Origin of the sequence: Maribacter aquivivus (genome assembly GCF_900142175.1) — a bacterium.
GTDB lineage: Bacteria > Bacteroidota > Bacteroidia > Flavobacteriales > Flavobacteriaceae > Maribacter > Maribacter aquivivus.
Genome location: NZ_FQZX01000001.1, coordinates 2,148,757 through 2,165,758 on the forward strand (window position 1 = coordinate 2,148,757; position 17,002 = coordinate 2,165,758).

Annotated in this window: 19 protein-coding genes; 12 read left to right on the forward strand and 7 right to left on the reverse strand. The window is 34.2% G+C overall.

Annotated elements, in window-relative coordinates; all coding sequences use genetic code 11:
* Window positions 1–102 precede the first annotated feature (102 nt).
* Window positions 103–1,518 carry an alpha/beta hydrolase family protein gene (locus BUC31_RS09065; RefSeq protein ID WP_084134978.1) on the forward strand — a complete coding sequence of 472 codons (1,416 nt, stop codon included), beginning with the start codon at window positions 103–105 and terminating at the stop codon, window positions 1,516–1,518.
* On the opposite strand, the gene BUC31_RS09070 is transcribed toward BUC31_RS09065, so the two are convergent.
* On the reverse strand, window positions 1,505–2,248 hold the full coding sequence (locus BUC31_RS09070; RefSeq protein WP_073243229.1) for a DJ-1/PfpI family protein: 744 nt from the start codon (window positions 2,246–2,248) through the stop codon (window positions 1,505–1,507). The two genes, BUC31_RS09065 and BUC31_RS09070, sit on opposite strands and share 14 nt — an antisense overlap.
* Window positions 2,249–2,337: 89 nt before the next feature.
* Between BUC31_RS09070 and BUC31_RS09075 the strand changes: the two genes are divergently transcribed.
* Entirely contained in the window at window positions 2,338–2,982 is a 645-nt protein-coding gene (locus tag BUC31_RS09075) for a DUF1684 domain-containing protein (protein WP_073243231.1), read from the forward strand.
* Window positions 2,983–3,066: 84 nt separating this feature from the next.
* Here the strand turns inward: BUC31_RS09075 and BUC31_RS09080 are convergent, their stop codons facing one another.
* From BUC31_RS09080 to BUC31_RS20110, 5 genes are all read right to left on the reverse strand, one after another.
* Complete coding sequence (locus BUC31_RS09080; RefSeq protein ID WP_073243233.1) at window positions 3,067–4,080, reverse strand: outer membrane beta-barrel protein; 1,014 nt, start codon at window positions 4,078–4,080, stop codon at window positions 3,067–3,069.
* A 98-nt stretch (window positions 4,081–4,178) separates the two neighbouring features.
* Window positions 4,179–5,459 (reverse strand): ammonium transporter, encoded by a 1,281-nt coding sequence (locus BUC31_RS09085; RefSeq protein ID WP_073243235.1) that lies wholly within the window; start codon window positions 5,457–5,459, stop codon window positions 4,179–4,181.
* A 33-nt stretch (window positions 5,460–5,492) separates the two neighbouring features.
* Entirely contained in the window at window positions 5,493–5,831 is a 339-nt protein-coding gene (locus BUC31_RS09090) for a P-II family nitrogen regulator (RefSeq protein ID WP_073243849.1), read from the reverse strand.
* 291 nt (window positions 5,832–6,122) lie between these two features.
* The gene (gene crcB, locus BUC31_RS09095; RefSeq protein WP_073243237.1) at window positions 6,123–6,494 is read right to left on the reverse strand and encodes a fluoride efflux transporter CrcB; all 372 of its coding nucleotides are present in this window, start codon (window positions 6,492–6,494) and stop codon (window positions 6,123–6,125) included.
* 18 nt (window positions 6,495–6,512) lie between these two features.
* A complete protein-coding gene (locus BUC31_RS20110; RefSeq protein WP_133672411.1) occupies window positions 6,513–6,692 on the reverse strand; it encodes a hypothetical protein in 180 nt (59 codons plus the stop codon).
* A gap of 351 nt (window positions 6,693–7,043) precedes the next feature.
* On the opposite strand from BUC31_RS20110, the gene BUC31_RS09105 reads away from it, so the two are divergent.
* Entirely contained in the window at window positions 7,044–7,430 is a 387-nt protein-coding gene (locus BUC31_RS09105) for a pyrophosphohydrolase domain-containing protein (RefSeq protein ID WP_073243241.1), read from the forward strand.
* Between the two features lie 27 nt (window positions 7,431–7,457).
* Here BUC31_RS09105 and BUC31_RS09110 read toward each other — a convergent pair whose 3' ends face one another.
* Entirely contained in the window at window positions 7,458–8,528 is a 1,071-nt protein-coding gene (locus BUC31_RS09110; RefSeq protein ID WP_073243243.1) for a branched-chain amino acid aminotransferase, read from the reverse strand.
* A 108-nt stretch (window positions 8,529–8,636) separates the two neighbouring features.
* Here BUC31_RS09110 and BUC31_RS09115 point away from each other — a divergent pair, with 108 nt between their 5' ends.
* From BUC31_RS09115 to BUC31_RS09155, 9 genes are all read left to right on the forward strand, one after another.
* A complete protein-coding gene (locus tag BUC31_RS09115) occupies window positions 8,637–9,116 on the forward strand; it encodes a DUF4920 domain-containing protein (protein ID WP_073243851.1) in 480 nt (159 codons plus the stop codon).
* A gap of 1 nt (window position 9,117) precedes the next feature.
* Window positions 9,118–9,780 (forward strand): tRNA (5-methylaminomethyl-2-thiouridine)(34)-methyltransferase MnmC2, encoded by a 663-nt coding sequence (mnmD, locus tag BUC31_RS09120; protein WP_073243245.1) that lies wholly within the window; start codon window positions 9,118–9,120, stop codon window positions 9,778–9,780.
* Window positions 9,781–9,893: 113 nt separating this feature from the next.
* Window positions 9,894–10,856: a TIGR01777 family oxidoreductase gene (locus BUC31_RS09125; RefSeq protein ID WP_073243247.1), complete on the forward strand. Its 963-nt coding sequence runs from the start codon at window positions 9,894–9,896 to the stop codon at window positions 10,854–10,856.
* Window positions 10,857–10,994: 138 nt separating this feature from the next.
* Window positions 10,995–11,552, forward strand: a complete 558-nt coding sequence (locus tag BUC31_RS09130) for a nucleotide exchange factor GrpE (RefSeq protein ID WP_073243249.1) — start codon at window positions 10,995–10,997, stop codon at window positions 11,550–11,552.
* A gap of 9 nt (window positions 11,553–11,561) precedes the next feature.
* Entirely contained in the window at window positions 11,562–12,686 is a 1,125-nt protein-coding gene (gene dnaJ / locus BUC31_RS09135; RefSeq protein WP_073243251.1) for a molecular chaperone DnaJ, read from the forward strand.
* Between the two features lie 237 nt (window positions 12,687–12,923).
* Entirely contained in the window at window positions 12,924–13,862 is a 939-nt protein-coding gene (locus tag BUC31_RS09140) for an ABC transporter ATP-binding protein (RefSeq protein WP_073243253.1), read from the forward strand.
* Window positions 13,855–15,198: an ABC transporter permease gene (locus BUC31_RS09145; protein ID WP_073243255.1), complete on the forward strand. Its 1,344-nt coding sequence runs from the start codon at window positions 13,855–13,857 to the stop codon at window positions 15,196–15,198. The genes BUC31_RS09140 and BUC31_RS09145 overlap by 8 nt, the downstream gene beginning before the upstream one ends.
* Complete coding sequence (locus BUC31_RS09150; RefSeq protein WP_073243257.1) at window positions 15,198–16,133, forward strand: mechanosensitive ion channel family protein; 936 nt, start codon at window positions 15,198–15,200, stop codon at window positions 16,131–16,133. Before BUC31_RS09145 ends, BUC31_RS09150 begins: the two co-directional genes overlap by 1 nt.
* Window positions 16,120–17,001: a DUF6268 family outer membrane beta-barrel protein gene (locus BUC31_RS09155; RefSeq protein WP_139251916.1), complete on the forward strand. Its 882-nt coding sequence runs from the start codon at window positions 16,120–16,122 to the stop codon at window positions 16,999–17,001. Before BUC31_RS09150 ends, BUC31_RS09155 begins: the two co-directional genes overlap by 14 nt.
* Window position 17,002: the final 1 nt, after the last annotated feature.

Genomic DNA, 17,002 nt, shown 5'->3' on the forward strand with positions numbered 1-17,002 from the left:
ATTTTTATTCAATTGTTTTTACTAGCTTTAAGTAATTTGTAAATCAATTTCAAAAGACTGTTTATTGATAATTGTTTTGGCTAGATTTTTGATGTGAAATAAATGATGAAAAATATACTATTACTTACCTTCGTTTTAATTTCTTCGGTTGTTTATTCTCAAGAGCTTAGACTTTTGAGAGGTGCCATTACAGAGAATTTAGCTGTGAATGATACTGTAAATGAAACGTACTCACTTTATTTGCCTTCTAATTTTGAAATTAATAGGCCTTGGCCTGTTGCTTTTGTGATGGATTTAAAGGGGAAGGGAAAGGCTGCAGTGTCAATGTTGATTAATGCTGCTGAGCAAGAAGGCTACGTTTTGGCTAGTTCTAATAATCTTAGTGATTCACTCGCTATATCTGAAAACGTGCTCATTGCAAATAGAATGTTTAATGCTGTTTTTAATACGATACCAACAGCAAAGAATCGCACATATACTGCAGGGTTTGAAAGCGGTGCAATGTTTGCATCTATTCTACCAACGTTTGTTAGAGAAATAAAAGGTGTTATATCTATTGGGGCATCTGTAGGTAATGTTGAAATATTAAATACGAAACAACCTTTTCAGTTTATTGGTTTGGTCAATAGGTCAGATTATAATTTCACCCCTATGTACAATACCAAGCAGGTGCTGAATAAATTAAAATTCCCAAATGAGTTATTGGTGTTTGATGGTGCTCGAAATCTACCAGAGAAAGAAACTATTGCCAAAGCATTTAGAATGTTAACGTTGACCAGTATGGCAAAAGGTCATTTAGAACGAAACGATAGCTTGATCAATAGCTCTTACAATGAGTTTTTAGTAGATGTAAATAATAATGTATCAAACCAAAAACCACTATTAGCTACATATCAAATGTTAGATATGGAGAAAATTTTCTATCCATTAATGAGATTAGATTCTTTAAAGGCTTCTCAAAAAGTTTTAAAACGTAGCACGTCTTATAGACAGGCTAACAGAAGTCAGAACAGTTATTTTTTGAAGGAGTCTTTTACTAAAGAAGATTATAGTTATTATTTAGAGGAAGATATTATTTCATATAACTATGCCAATTTAGGATGGTGGAATTTTCAAATGGAAGAATTAAACAAATTAGATAAAAGTTCTAATTTGTTTGAACGCCAAATGTCAAGTAGGTTAAGAGGTTATATAAATGCCTTGGTTTCTGATAATATAGATTATATAGCTGCTGATGAGAAAGTAGATTTTGAAGCTTTAAATTTATTGTACATGATTAAAACCATAACTGCACCTGCAGAACATGATGGTTATTTAAAAGTCATCTCCATGAGCTCAAAAATGGAAGATTACGGTACAGCCTTATTCTATTTAGAAGAACTTTTAAAAACCGGATATACAAATAAAGAAGAGTTGTATTCATTAGAGTATACATCTTTATTTAAAATTATGCCAGAGTTTAACGAGGTGGTTGAAAAGTACTTAAAAGGTGCTAGATATGATGTTATTGAACAGTAAGATGTGGTACTTTTTCTATATCCCAATCAATGACCAAGCCTTTAGCTAGAGATTTGGTAATTTCTTTTCCGTATAAAACTTCACATAAGTATAGTGCAGCTTCAAAGCTTTTGGCTCCGCCTGCAGAGGTTATATATTTTCCGTCGTGAACGAATAATACATTATCTTTTATATTCAGATAAGGAAACATTTTTCTGTAATTCTCTACATCACTAGGAAAAGTCGTTGAAGCAACCGAATCTAAAATTCCCGTTTTTGCCAAAGGGAATGCGCCGTCACAATGACTAGTCATATACAGTGCATTCTTGTCAACCTCTTTGATAAAATCTAACATAGCTGTGTCTTTCAAATCGCTATCCATTGAATGCTCTGCACTTGGTACTACCAATATGTCTATTTTAGGTAAATCGTCTTTCGTGTAATCATAATCTGGTAGTATGCGCACCCCTTCAAAAGTAGTTATAGGCTTTAAGGTGTTTGCAACGATGAAAGTATTCATAGCCTTTATGCCTTCTCTATATTTAGTATGCTGAAAAATATCATAAGGTGCTGTAAATTCGGTATTGAAAGTGCCATCCATAATCAGGAAAGCAACATTGTAGCTTTCAGGATTTAGCTTGGGCATTATTCTAATATCTTCAGCGATAATTTCTTTTTCAACTGTAGATTTTTTCTCTTGACAGCTTATTAAGATGGTAAGAAATAAAGGTAAAATATAGGTAAATTTCATATTTAAAAAGTATAAGGTTCTAAAGTACGATTATATGTAAAAAAAGGTACAATGAATAAATTGTATTTTTGAAGTGTAAAGTTAGAGATATGAGATTATGTATTGCTGTTTTGGTTTTAGGAATGTTTGTTTCATGCGGACAAGAAAAGAAATATCATGATGTAAAGAATGATATAACATCTACCGTAACTTCAGATAAGTTAGCTGGTATTTTATTGTTTCAAGAGGAATTGAATGCTGAATTTAAGGATCCTGAAACTTCCCCGTTAGCAGATCGTTTTCGTAGTGATTTTGAAACTTTAGATTTCTTTGCGCCAGATACCAGTTATGTAATAGAGGCGGAGTTTATAAGAACACCGGAAGCATTACCATTTTCAATGCCGACAACAACTGATAGGGAGTCTACAGAGGTTGTTTATGCTATTGCAAGGTTTTCTATTAATGGAAAAGTGCATGAATTGGAAATTTATCAATCCCCAGATTTAATTACTCAAGAAAAATACGAGGACTATTTGTTTTTGCCTTTTACAGATAAAACAAATGGTGAAGAGACTTATGGTGGTGGTAGATATTTGGATTTAAGAATTCCTGATGGGAACACAATTATTCTTGATTTTAATAAAGCATACAATCCGTACTGTGCTTATAACAAGAAATTCAGTTGCCCATTGGTGCCAGCAGTAAATAATTTGGATACTGAGATTAGGGTAGGGGTAAAAGCTTTTGACCATTAGGTTGTAAAAATAAAAAACCTCGGCAGGTATTGCCGAGGTTTTAAAACTTAAACTATAAAATCAACCATTAATTTTATCAACAACTTAGAAAGAGTAAACTGCTGCTACTAAGAAAGAAGATAAGCTTTTAGAAGCTGCACCATCTGCATCGAAGTATGGCTCAGCATCATTACCCCAAGAATCTAATCTTATTTCTGGCTTAATTGTTAAGTTGTCTACTGAATAGCTACCTGTCAATGTTAATGCTAAAACACTTGGGTCTTCATCTACGAAATCTGATCTAGTAGCGAAGTATTCACCTCTTAATCCGATAGAAAAATCATCTGATGTAGCGTACTGTGGGTATAAAGCAGCACCTGAGAAACCTTCACCATCGTTATCAGCATAAGCAGCATTTATTCCTAAGAATAAATCTTCAGATAAATCAAAACCACCTGTGTAATCAATTTCAAATCCTAAAGCTTCGCCACCATCGTAGTAGAAGTTAAGGAATTGTCCTGAATAACCTAATTGAGCACCTGCAGAGTAAGCACCTGTTAAGTTATTATTCGTGTCGGTCACGTTCATAATTGCTAACATTAAACTGAAATCATCAGAAAGTGCAAAATCAGCTTTCAAGCCTACATGAGAGAAAGGACCACTAGAAAATAAGTAAGATGTACTGTAGTTAAAGTTACCTACTGGAGAAATTACTTCATATCCTAAATAGGTATTAAATCTACCCATTGTTAATGTCGTACCTTCAGATACATTCCAGTAAGCATATAATTGGTTTAGGTTATATCCGCCTGCAGCATCATCACCTCTAGGTCCAAAAACTAAATCAGCAACTACACCTGTTTTCTCTCCTTCATAAGTAGCAACAAGATTCGCCATACCTAAAGCGAAACCTAATTCGTTTGCAAAAGAGCTGCCGAATGATTGTGGAGTAGCATCAGATGAGCTTAAGTTAGTTTGGTAATATGCATCAACAGAACCACTAATGCTTATTTTTTTCTCTTCTTCCTCTTCTTGAGCTACTACGCCAGCAGCTGCAAAAAGCATAAGACCTGTTGCAAAAATATTTTTTACGTATTTTGTGTAAATAATCGTTTTCATAAGTTTTGATTTAATCCCTAATGGGATGAATTAATTTGACTAATTTATTGATAGGGTTATGTAACGGAGCGTTCTGCAAAACGCTCCGTATTTTTTTGTTATTTATCGTTTGAGATATGTTCTGGGTAAGCTTCTAATCCATGTTCGGTAAGGTCTAAACCTTCGATCTCATCTTGTTTTGAAACACGTAATCCGATTGTTTTCTTCAATATAAATAGTACAACGAATGTTCCAAAGGCAGCCCAAAGAATATAGGCAAGAGAGCCATAAGTTTGTACCCAAAGAAGGCTTGCTCCGCCACCGTATAATAGACCACCATCTAAAGCGAAGACCCCTACTAATACAGTACCAAGAAAACCACATGTACCATGTACAGAAATTGCTCCAACAGGATCATCTATCTTTAATTTTTTATCTAATAGTTCAATAGAAAGTACTACAGCTAAACCACAAACTAAACCAATGGCAATTGCGCCCCATGCGTTTACTGCTCCACAACCAGCGGTTATACCAACTAAACCGGCAAGTGCACCGTTCAAGGTCATTGAAAGATCAGGTTTTCCATATCTTAACCAAGTCATGAAAAGTGCTGCAATAGCACCGATGGCTGCAGATAAATTAGTATTTATTATTACACTACCTGCCGCTATAGTATCATCACCACCCCAAGCTAATTGAGATCCGCCGTTGAAACCAAACCAACCTAACCATAGTATAAATACACCAAGTGATCCTAATAACATATTATGACCTGGAATAGCCTTTACTTCTCCGTCAACATATTTACCAATTCTAGGGCCAACCATTATAGCTGCTACCAAAGCAGCACCACCACCAACAGCGTGTACTACTGAGGATCCTGCAAAATCAATAAAACCTGCAGTGTTTAGCCATGCATCATCATCAAAAGGCCAGTACCAACTTCCTGAAATTGGATATATTAAGGTTGTTAAAACAGCTGAAAGTATTAAATAAGTAGAAAACTTAGTTCTTTCTGCCACGGCTCCAGAAACAATTGTAGCTGCGGTTGCACAGAATACCGTTTGAAAGAATAAATTGTACCAGTCTGTTGCACTAAAAAAGAAATACCCTTGATCTGTTGGGCTAGATCTAAATAATCCTCCTAGTACCAAATCACTTCCATACATTATACCATATCCTACGGCCCAAAACAAAAGAGATCCAATTGCAAGGTCCATTAAGTTTTTCATGATAATATTACCGGTATTCTTACTTCTGGTAAAACCAACTTCTACCAGAGTAAACCCAGCTTGCATAAAGAAGACTAAAATACCGGCGAGTACAATCCATAATGCACCCATGTCGGCATTTATGGCTTCCAAAGCCTTGTCCATCGATTCTTGTGTTACTTCATTCATATTTGTAATTTTTTGAGTGGTTTATTTTTAAGTTTAGTTAATTCCTGCCAAGCCTTTTTCCTTAGTTCTAATTCTATAAGCTTCTTGAACCTCAGAAACAAATATTTTACCATCACCGACATTACCAGAATATGCAGATTCAAGAATAGAATTCACTGTTTTTTCAAGAAAGTCATCAGATACTACAATAGATAAATATCTTCGTTGTATGTCTGTTGTACTGTATGAAATGCCACGGTATACATGACCTTGTTTCTCATTTCCTACGCCTGTTACATCCCAGTAACTAAAGAAGTTAACTTCAATATTGTGCAACGCCTCTTTGACATCGTCAAACTTTGATTTTCTGATAATTGCCTCGATTTTTTTCATTTGAATAAGTTTTTGATACTGCCAAATATATGTTAAAAACATTCAGACCCTAAAAATAATAGGGTCTGAAGACTAATTTTTATCAGTATGATAATATATACCCCTAAAAAATTAGGGTATTGTTATTTTAAGATGATAATACTGAAGATACCAAGAAGAGATAAAGACGATTTACGCTACATCATAGAAAAATCGTCAGGAAAATGAGTAATTATCTAACGATTGTTTAATAAAACAGCAAATACTTAAAAAAATGAATAAAAATAAAATAGTGAATGGAGAATGTTAAATCTATAACATTTTGCAAATCCATAGCCCTAGTGAGATAGCTAGTATGCCAATTGCTACACTAAAACCCATATATAGGGATGTTTGTAGTAATGAAGATTCTTTGAATAGAATGTTGCTTTCTAAAGCGAATGTAGAGAAAGTAGTAAAGCCACCGCAGAAACCGGTAGCTAATAGTAAAGTTTGATTTTCTGAAATGTAATTGTTCTTGAGAGAGAGACCTATTAGTATACCTATAAGTAGACAACCAATAATATTGACTAAAAATGTACCTAGATAGAAATTTGAATAGTAGGCATTCAGGTTCTTTGATATGTAGTATCTTAAAATACTACCAAACCCACCACCTATAAAAACCAGTAAAAATTGTTTCATACCTTATAAAGGTAAAAACTAAACTGCTTTCTTGTAGCTTGTAGTAAGTAAATCTAACGGATAGATTACAGAAGTTGGTTGTTTAGCTGATTTTTGAGATGGTGTTTTCGCTTTTTGAGAAACACTTATCAAGCTAACCGCTACCAAGGCAATGTTAATACCTACTAATACTAAGAAAATTGTAAGAAATGTCATCATAATATATTACACCTTATAGATGAATAACGCAAAATTACGGTATTTGGTATATTAAACGCCGATTATCAGTGTTTTGTTGTGAAAATGTTAATTTTTGTGGTGTAGGAAAAAAATTAACTATTCCTTTAGGAAAAACTTTATAAATAATAGAAGAATTACGAATAGTGTAAAGAAAACACCAATCCATTTAACGCCTTTGTAATTCTTTTGGTGCAATTTGAAGTCTTTTTTATAAGTAATGACAATAATTATGGCGAAAACCACTGCAAAAGCGATTGCAAAAATGATTTGTCCGGTGCTAAACATATTTCATATTTTTACGCAAAGCTAACGGAAAACGGTATAATAAAGATGAAAAACAAAATCAAAGCAGTAGAAGAGTTTCATAATTCTTTTGGTCTAGGTGTTTCAGAAGATATGATTGCAGATTTAGGAGAAGCGAAAAATACGTTGCGTTTCAATTTAATGGATGAGGAAAATAAAGAGTATTTAGAAGCAGCTCAGAATAATGACCTAGTTGAGGTTGCTGATGCCTTAGGCGATATGTTATACATATTATGTGGTACTATTTTGGAGCATGGTATGCAGTATAAAATTGAAGAGGTGTTCAATGAGATACAAAGAAGTAATATGAGTAAACTTGGAGAAGATGGTAAACCTATTTACCGTGAAGACGGTAAGGTGTTAAAAGGACCAAATTATTCTAAACCGAATATTGGTGTAATATTGGATAAATAAAAAAGGGGGCGATTTGCCCCCTTTTTTTTATGCTTCAACTTTAAAACGCCATCCGAACTTATCTTCAGACTTATTATATTGTATATCTGTTATAATTTTCTTTAATTTTTGTGCGTAGCTATTTTCTAGTTCTGGCAACTCATAATCCGTATCTCTAAAACCAAAACCGGCAATTGGCGAAATAACCGCTGCTGTACCAGCACCGAACATTTCTTTTAAAGAACCATCTTTAGCTGCGTCAACAACTTCTTTAACCGTAATTTTTCTAACCTCGGTCTTTATACCTTGGTCTTTAGCGATATCTAAAATGCTTTTTCTGGTGATTCCATCAAGAATACGATCACTTGTAGGTCCTGTTAATAAGGTATCATTTATTCTAATGAAAATGTTCATTGCACCCGCTTCCTCAATATATTCGTGGGTAGTGTCATCTGTCCAAATTACTTGGTTGTATCCTTTTGCTACTGCTAATTGAGTTGGGTAGAATTGACCTGCATAATTACCGCCAGCTTTTGCGAAACCAACACCACCGTTTGCAGATCTAGAATATTTCTCTTCAATTAGCACTTTTACTTTACCAGAAAAGTATGCTCCGGAAGGTGCGCAAGCGATAATGAATTTATATTCATCGGCTGGTGAGGCATGAAAACCATTACCAGAAGCAAACATAAAAGGTCTTATATATAATGAACTACCTTCTTGAGTAGGTATAAAATCTTTATCAAGGTTAAGTAACGTGGTTAGCCCTTCCATAAAATAATCTTCAGGAATTTGAGGTATACACATTCTTTCCGCAGAAATATTAAAACGCTTGTGGTTTTCTAATGGTCTAAATAGGTAGACATCATTATTTTCATCCTTATAGGCTTTCATACCTTCAAAAATAGATTGTCCGTAATGGAAAATCTTCGAAGATGGATCTAACGTAATTGGTTGGTAAGGCGTAATTTTCGGCATTTCCCAAGCACCATTTTTGTAGGTACAGACCATCATATGGTCTGAAAATACAGATCCAAAAGCAAGATTGTCAAAATCTACTTGGTCAATTTTAGAGGTTTTTACCTTTTCTATCGTGATATCTTTTGTTGCAATACTCATGAAATACGTAACTTTAGTTGATTAAAATTAAACAAATATCCCTACTAGCACTTCTTTTTTAGTTTTAAATTGATGAGTTTTGCAGGTATATCAACATTTTTAGGATTTATGAAAGGATTTAACATATTACTTGTGTTTTTATTTGGATTTTTTACTTGTCTTGCACAGCAAGATGTAGATAATAGTTCATCAAAATTTTATGGTGATGAATTTAAAATCACTGAATTAAGTAGTAAAGATGATGTTATGAAGCAATTTGCTTCAATGCCTGTAGCTGACTCTTTGAACCTTCAGTTTAAAACTAAGGTAAAAGAGGTTTGCAAAGTAAAAGGGTGTTGGATGATTGTTGAACTGCCAGAAGGTGAGCAAGCAATGGTGCGTTTTAAAGATTACGGATTTTTTATGCCTGCAGATATTCTAGAAAAAGAAGTTGTTTTAAACGGATTGGCATTTGTAGAAGAAATGAGTGTTGGTGATCAACAGCATTATGCAAAAGATGGTGGTAAGACAGAAGAAGAGATAGCAAAAATTACAACTCCGAAAAGAACATATAGTTTTGAAGCAACTGGAGTGTTAGTTCCAAATTAATTTGAAAAGAGAAATTATTACTACAGGCGATGGTTCTAAAACCATTCAAATCATGGACTGGCAAGAACAGTACCACTCAAAACATGGAGCTATTCAAGAAGCTTATCATGTATTTATTAAATCCGGGTTAGATTTATTCAAAGATCAAGAAATTCAAATTCTAGAAATTGGTTTTGGTACTGGGCTAAATGCATTTATTACACTTATTGAATTTGAAAAGCGCAATTTGCAAATAGGTTATACAGGTGTAGAGGCTTATCCGGTTTCAAATGAAGAGCTAGATCAATTAAATTATTTAGAAGAATTAAAATCACTTTCTAGAAAAGATGATTTTGATTTAATGCATTCATCTCCTTGGGCGCAAGAAATAGAAATTGCTAAAAATTTCAGTCTAAACAAGCAGCAGAAATTTTTTAAAGAGATTGATGCGCTCAATACCTACCATCTAATTTATTTCGATGCCTTTGGCGCTCGTGTACAACCAGAATTATGGACGGTAGAAATTTTTAAAATCATGTTCAATGCTATGAAGAGTGGCGGGTATTTGGTTACTTATGCTGCTAAAGGTAGTGTTAGACGGGCTATGTTAGAAGTTGGTTTTCTTGTTGAGAGACTTCCTGGACCTCCTGGTAAAAGAGAAATGCTGAGGGCTAAAAAAGAATAATAAATTTCTTGTTAATATAACTTTAACACCTTGTGCATCAATAGCTTTTGTGACAATGTTAAATCGGAATTAAATAGTGCGTCAAGAATCTCTAAATATGATACCTTTAGTCCATGAAAGTATTGATAACAGGTGCGACAGGTTTAGTGGGGAGCGAGTTGGTATCTCAATGCCATGAAAAAGGTTATGCCGTTAACTACCTAACCACACGTAAAAATAAAATTGTTTCAGAAGATAATTACCAAGGTTTCTTTTGGGATCCAAAGGCTGGTGAAATAGACGCTAAGTGTTTAGATGGTGTTTCTGTAATCATCAATTTGGCAGGTTCTAGTATTTCTAAAAGATGGACAAGTAGTTATAAGAAAGAAATTATAAATAGCAGGGTTAATACCTTAGAGTTGCTAAAGAGCACGCTTTTAGCGAATGAAAATCATACCGTAAAATCACTTATTTCTGCATCTGCAATTGGTATTTATCCCGATTCGGTAAGTAACTATTACACTGAAGACGAAGCTGCTGTTGATGATAGTTTTTTAGGAGAGGTAGTAGCTATTTGGGAGAAGAAAATTAATGAATTTAAATCCTTAGGATTAAAAGTTGCTAAAGTCCGTATTGGGCTTGTAATGTCTAAAGATGGCGGTGCGTTACCAGAAATGGCAAAACCTGTTAAGTATTACGTAGGGGCGGCTTTTGGTTCTGGTCAGCAATGGCAATCTTGGATTCATATAACAGATTTGGCAGCTATTTTTCTTCATATAACTAAGTATGAATTAAAAGGTACGTTTAATGGCGTTGCGCCAAACCCTGTAACTAATGTCAAGCTCGTAAAAGAAATTGCAAAAGCATTAGATCAACCACTTATATTACCAAATATCCCAAAATTTGTCATGTATACTGTACTTGGTGAAATGGCATATATCTTATTTGCAAGTCAACGCGTAAGCAGTAAAAAAATAGAAGAAGAAGGTTTTATTTTTCAATACGCGAATATTTGTCAAGCACTTGGGTCTATTTATAATACAAATGCCGAATGTGTTGATTCTAAAAATAAAGTGACAAAGCAATTTGTGTCTTAAAGCTTAAACTGTTTGTCAGATATAATTAAATCCGCTTTTGGCGGATTTTTTTTTAAACTTTTGTGACATTTTGACATTTTTAAAGAATTGGCAGTACTTTTGCCTGCTTTTAATCAGCGATTTAAATTACAATAAATTATGAGTGATAAAGAAAACACTTTGGATGATGAATTCTTGGATGATGAGCTATTAGAAGGCCAAGAGCAAGAACAAAAGCTAGAGAATGAAGAGGAAGAAGAAGAAAAGTCGGTAGAAGAAACGCTTAGCGATGAACTAGCGAAAGAGAAAGATAAGTTTTTAAGATTGTTTGCAGAATTTGAGAATTATAAAAGACGTACTTCTAAAGAACGTATGGAGTTGTTTAAGACTGCAGGGCAAGAAGTAATTGTTTCATTATTACCAGTTCTAGATGATTTTGATAGAGCTATGAAAGAATTGGCAAAATCAGAAGATAAAGAAACTTTTACCGGTATTGAGCTAATTAATGTTAAGCTTAGAGAGACTCTTAAGGGCAAAGGTTTAGAAATGGTTGAAGCTAAGGCGGGTGATGTTTTTGATGCAGATATACATGAAGCAATAACTCAAATACCAGCACCTGACAAGAAGATGAAAGGTAAAATTATCGACGTTATCGAAAAAGGGTTTAAGTTGGGCGACCGTATCATTAGGCATCCAAAAGTAGTTGTAGGAAATTAAAAAATTGGAATGAAGGAAGATTATTATGAAGTATTAGGCATCAGTAAGAGTGCAACTGCTGCAGAAATAAAAAAAGCATACCGTAAAAAGGCATTGCAGTATCACCCAGATAAAAATCCGGGAGATAGTTCTGCAGAAGAGAAGTTTAAGAAATCTGCTGAAGCTTATGAAGTTTTAAGTGACGCCGATAAGAAAGCTCGTTACGATCAGTTTGGCCATTCTGCTTTTGAAGGCGGCGGTGGCGGCGGCGGTTTCGGTGGCGGCGGTATGAATATGGATGATATCTTCAGCCAATTTGGTGATATTTTTGGTGGCGGCTTCGGCGGCGGAGGCTTTGGTGGCTTCGGCGGTGGCGGTGGTCAACGAAGAGTAAAAGGAAGTAATCTGAGAATTAGGGTTACATTGACCTTAGAAGAGATTGCAAATGGTGTAGAGAAAAAAGTTAAGGTAAAACGAAAAGTCCAAGCAGAAGGGGTTACCTATAAAACATGTACTACTTGTAATGGTAGAGGACAGGTGACAAAAATTCAGAACACGATACTTGGTAGAATGCAAACAGCAGCTGTTTGTAGTACTTGTGGTGGAAGTGGTCAAATTTTAGATGGTAAACCAGGTGATGCGGATGCACAAGGACTTAAAGTTGCTGAAGAAACTGTTTCTATTAATATACCTGCAGGTGTAGAGGAAGGTATGCAGTTAAAAGTGCCTAATAAAGGTAATGATGCTCCAGGTAATGGGGTGCCAGGAGATTTATTAGTTGCCATAGAAACCCAAGAGCATAGCACACTTAAAAGAGAAGGTGATAATTTACATTATGATCTTTATGTAAGTATTTCTGAAGCTGTTTTAGGAACTTCAAAAGAAATCGATGCCGTTGGTGGTAAAGTTCGTATTAAGCTAGAAGCAGGTATTCAGTCTGGTAAAATATTGAGACTTAGAGGTAAGGGTATTACGAGCTTAAATGGTTATGGTGCTGGTGATATATTGGTACATGTAAACGTTTGGACACCTAAAGAGTTGAATAAAGAGCAGAAAGAATTCTTCGAAAAAATGCAGGGCAATGACAATTTTGAGCCTAAACCAGAGAAATCTGATAAGTCATTTTTTGAAAAAGTTAAAGATATGTTCTCGTAAGTTCTAAATAATTTGTTTTTAAATAAAAAACGTATATTTGAGATAATATTGGGCAACCAATATTAATTTTCTTTTTCATAGCAATTTTTTTCCCATCCTTGATTTATCAAGGGTGGGTTTTGCTTTTTAGGGCAAAATAGTTTTTACTTTATAAGCTTTATAATTAGTACCCTATAAAGGAATCATAAAGAGTATAGCTAGTCAAAACAATTCAATATCTTTGTAGAAATTGAGTACATGAGTCATATTTTGGTTGCTAATGATGTCACCAAACAGTTTGGGAGCCATACGGCATTGAAGAGCGTTTCCCTTGAAATTCCTAAGAATAGTATCTACGGATTACTTGGACCTAACGGGGCGGGTAAGACAACGCTAATTCGTATCATAAATCAAATTACATATCCTGATCAAGGTTCCGTTTATTTTGACGGTGAGCTACTTAAGCCAGAACATATTGCGCAAATTGGGTATCTGCCTGAAGAACGTGGTCTTTATAAAAGTATGAAGGTTGGCGAGCAGGCACTTTATCTAGCGCAACTAAAAGGGTTGTCTAAAGCTGAAGCTAAAAAGCGCCTAAAATATTGGTTTGAAAGATTGGAAATTGGAGATTGGTGGAACAAAAAAATACAGGAACTATCTAAAGGTATGGCGCAAAAAATACAGTTTGTTGTAACTGTACTTCATGAGCCTAAGTTGTTGATTTTTGACGAGCCTTTTAGTGGTTTTGATCCTATCAATGCCAATATTATAAAAGAACAAATTTTAAGTTTAAAAGAGAATGGCACATCTATTATATTTTCAACACATAGAATGGAGTCTGTAGAAGAATTGTGTGAATATATTGCTTTGATCCATAAATCAGAGAAAATATTAGATGGTAAATTAACTGACATCAAGAAAGCTTACAAGAACAATATTTTTGAGATAGGTTTAGAGACAGATAATGATCAATTGCTGCTAAATGAAATGCAAGATAAATTTCAAGTGCTATCTCAAGATTATGATAGTATTGAAAAACAATTGAACCTTAGAGTGCAATTGCCATCAAATGAATCTAGGGATATTTTAACCTTTTTAGGTTCACGTGCAAACGTAAATGGTTTTAAAGAAACGATTCCGTCTGCAAGTGATATTTTTATAAAAACTATTCAAGATAAAAATATCGACCATGAATAAATTACCACTTATAATTAAAAGGGAATACATAGCTAAAGTGCGTAATAAGTCGTTCGTTGTTATGACTTTTTTAAGTCCTTTTTTAATGGTAGGTATGATATTGTTGATAGCATACTTAACTCAGTTAAATGACAACGAAAAAAAGGTCATAGGTGTATTAAACGAAAGCGGCTATTTTGCGAATGAGTTTGTAACCTCAGAAGTTACTTCTTATATCAATTTTAAAGATATTTCATTAGAACAGGCAAAAGACTCAACAGTTAGTTTGGGTTTTTATGGTCTAATTTATTTACCTAACGAATCTAATTTAGAACAAGTAGCGCAAAGAGCTTTCTTCTATAGTAAAGATGCGCCAAGTGCTACCGTTTTAGATAAACTAGAAAGTTCCATAACGGGTAGATTGCGGCAAGAAAGATTACGTGAATTAGGCATGTCACCAAAAGAATATGCTGAAATGGACCGTGGCTATAATATAAATATTGAAACTTTTGATGGCTTACAGAATATTAAAGGTATTAATGAGATAAAAGCGATTATTGGGGGTGCATTTGGCTACCTTATTATGATGTTCATTATTATTTATGGTGGCTTTGTAATGCGTAGTGTTATCGAAGAAAAAACTAGTAGAATTATAGAGGTTATTATATCCTCTGTAAAACCTTTTCATTTAATGATGGGTAAGATTATTGGAACTTCACTTGCTGGTATAACGCAATTTGCAATTTGGATTGTATCAGGAGCTATTTTGTTATTTATAGGTCTTGCTATTTTTGATATAGATCCTGCTAGTCTAACAAAGGGCGGTGGGGTTGCACCTGGTATGGCTAATACTGCAAATGTCGATGTAGATGCTCTTACTCAAAACATTCAATTATATGCGCAAGAAATTTTTGAATTGCCCATTTTTGCTATGTTGTTTTTTTTCATTGTTTATTTCGTCTTGGGTTATTTAATTTATAGCTCTATCTATGCCGCCATTGGTGCAGCTGTAGATAATGAGACAGATACACAGCAGTTTATTTTTCCGGTTATTTTACCATTGATGTTGGCTATATATGTGGGATTCTTTTCTGTATTTAGCAATCCAAACGGACCAATAGCCGTTGCATTTTCCCTTTTTCCGTTAACATCACCTATTGTAATGTTAATGCGTTTACCTTGGGGTATTGGCGAAGGTGGTGTGCCGGTATGGCAATTGATAACATCAATTGTAATATTAATAGCTACTTTTATTGGTATAGTATGGGTAGCTGCAAAAATATATCGGGTAGGTATACTTATGTACGGTAAAAAACCTAGCTATAAAGAATTGTATAAGTGGCTTAAATACTCATGATGATTCAAGAAAGTGCAGAGACCATTAAGGGAATAATTGAGGATGATATTTGGGGAACTATTAAGAAATTTTTAGACCTAGGTTATCATTTCGGTGAAGGTGATAAATCTATTCATATTACCATAGGATTGCTGTTATTACTTACCGTAGCATTTTTACTTACTAGTACTGTTCTGCAAGCGATTCGTAGGTTCTTTACAAGAAAAATGGAAGCTGATGATAAGCTGAAGTTCATCAGCATATTTAAGTTCATTAAGTACTTGGTCTATGTTATAGTGATTCTTTTTACCATGAGTGCAGCTGGTATTAATATTACTATTTTGATTACCGCATCTGCAGCCTTATTCGTTGGACTTGGATTAGCCTTACAAGAGATTTTTCAAGATATTATAGGTGGTATTTTTATCATTGTAGATAAATCTTTAAGAGTTGGCGATATTATTGAAATAGATAATAAGGTAGGTAAGGTTTTTGAAATTAAGTTACGTACCACTAGGGCAATCACAAGAGATGATAAAGTGATAATAATACCTAATCATAAATTTATTAGTGACATCGTTTATAACTACACGCAAAATCATAAGACCACGAGAGAATTGGTGCGTATTGGTGTGGCTTATGGTAGTGATATTGAATTGGTGACCGATATACTTCTAGATATAGTTAAATCGCAAAGAAGCATTTTAAAGAGCCCAAAACCATTTGTAATATTTGAAGATTTTGGTGATTCTGCCCTCGTATTTACGGTTAATTTTTATTTGACAGATAGTTTTACAGATCCTCGTGTAAAAAGCGAGGTAAGATATAAGATTGATGCTGAATTTAGAAAGCATAAAATATCTATTCCTTTTCCGCAAAGAGATGTTCATTTGTATCAACAAGGTCCCTTTCAACATAGCAATGTATCAAATGCAGAGAATAATGAGAAAGCATAGCTATGTTATTCTAACCGTGTGCTTATCGTTGTTCACTATTAATTCAACTATAGCGCAAACACCAGATGTTTTTAGATTAGAATACATGTTAATGCCTGAAAATAGTGGTGACGTAGAAACATCGCGTATAAAGCTTGTGTTGAACGTGCCAATTGCGGTAAGAGATAAGAAAGATTTTTTGGTTCTTGGTGCGGAGTATAATCGATACAATTTTGAGGTTCCAGATGATTTATTTCCTGATTCTGGTGATTTAAGTAAATTTCATGTATTAGATGTAAACTTGGCATACATGTATAAGTTGACTGAAAGCTGGCGTCTAATTGGTGTGGTTACCCCAAGATGGTCTACTAATTTTGTTCAAGAATTACAGAACGAAGATTTTAATATGAACTATACGGTAGGTGCATATAAAAATGTGAAAGATGTAGATAAGCCATATATGCTGGTTTTGGGTATTTCATACAACGGCACATCGCCAATAGACATTCCATTGCCATTTGTGTATTTTGAGAAGCGATTTCATCCAAATTGGGCATATACACTAGGAGCACCAAAATCTGGCATGAAATACTTTACCAAAAAGGGGCATTTCTTTCAGACCGAAATATTTTTAGATGGGTATTACGTAAATATTCAAAATGATATTTTGTTACCTGGAAATAATTTATCTACAGATGTTTCTTCTACGGCATTATTATTGACAATAGGTTACCAGTATAAGATAACTAAGGATATGTCCGTTTACTTTATAGGCGGTCGTTCTATTTATCAGAATAGCGCGTTGCGTAACGAAGAAAGAGATGATATTTTCACTTTAAACGATGCCTCGGGTCTATATTTTAGAACAGGAATAAGAATAGGAATTTAAA

What these genes read in the sequence shown, in the direction of transcription:
- BUC31_RS09065 (WP_084134978.1), top strand. Translation starts at nt 103, where the DNA reads ATGATGAAAAATATACTATTACTTACCTTCGTTTTAATTTCTTCGGTT.
- BUC31_RS09070 (WP_073243229.1), bottom strand. Translation starts at nt 2,248, where the DNA reads ATGAAATTTACCTATATTTTACCTTTATTTCTTACCATCTTAATAAGC.
- BUC31_RS09075 (WP_073243231.1), top strand. Translation starts at nt 2,338, where the DNA reads ATGAGATTATGTATTGCTGTTTTGGTTTTAGGAATGTTTGTTTCATGC.
- BUC31_RS09080 (WP_073243233.1), bottom strand. Translation starts at nt 4,080, where the DNA reads ATGAAAACGATTATTTACACAAAATACGTAAAAAATATTTTTGCAACA.
- BUC31_RS09085 (WP_073243235.1), bottom strand. Translation starts at nt 5,459, where the DNA reads ATGAATGAAGTAACACAAGAATCGATGGACAAGGCTTTGGAAGCCATA.
- BUC31_RS09090 (WP_073243849.1), bottom strand. Translation starts at nt 5,831, where the DNA reads ATGAAAAAAATCGAGGCAATTATCAGAAAATCAAAGTTTGACGATGTC.
- crcB (WP_073243237.1), bottom strand. Translation starts at nt 6,494, where the DNA reads ATGAAACAATTTTTACTGGTTTTTATAGGTGGTGGGTTTGGTAGTATT.
- BUC31_RS20110 (WP_133672411.1), bottom strand. Translation starts at nt 6,692, where the DNA reads ATGATGACATTTCTTACAATTTTCTTAGTATTAGTAGGTATTAACATT.
- BUC31_RS09105 (WP_073243241.1), top strand. Translation starts at nt 7,044, where the DNA reads ATGAAAAACAAAATCAAAGCAGTAGAAGAGTTTCATAATTCTTTTGGT.
- BUC31_RS09110 (WP_073243243.1), bottom strand. Translation starts at nt 8,528, where the DNA reads ATGAGTATTGCAACAAAAGATATCACGATAGAAAAGGTAAAAACCTCT.
- BUC31_RS09115 (WP_073243851.1), top strand. Translation starts at nt 8,637, where the DNA reads ATGAAAGGATTTAACATATTACTTGTGTTTTTATTTGGATTTTTTACT.
- BUC31_RS09125 (WP_073243247.1), top strand. Translation starts at nt 9,894, where the DNA reads ATGAAAGTATTGATAACAGGTGCGACAGGTTTAGTGGGGAGCGAGTTG.
- BUC31_RS09130 (WP_073243249.1), top strand. Translation starts at nt 10,995, where the DNA reads ATGAGTGATAAAGAAAACACTTTGGATGATGAATTCTTGGATGATGAG.
- dnaJ (WP_073243251.1), top strand. Translation starts at nt 11,562, where the DNA reads ATGAAGGAAGATTATTATGAAGTATTAGGCATCAGTAAGAGTGCAACT.
- BUC31_RS09140 (WP_073243253.1), top strand. Translation starts at nt 12,924, where the DNA reads ATGAGTCATATTTTGGTTGCTAATGATGTCACCAAACAGTTTGGGAGC.
- BUC31_RS09145 (WP_073243255.1), top strand. Translation starts at nt 13,855, where the DNA reads ATGAATAAATTACCACTTATAATTAAAAGGGAATACATAGCTAAAGTG.
- BUC31_RS09150 (WP_073243257.1), top strand. Translation starts at nt 15,198, where the DNA reads ATGATTCAAGAAAGTGCAGAGACCATTAAGGGAATAATTGAGGATGAT.
- BUC31_RS09155 (WP_139251916.1), top strand. Translation starts at nt 16,120, where the DNA reads ATGAGAAAGCATAGCTATGTTATTCTAACCGTGTGCTTATCGTTGTTC.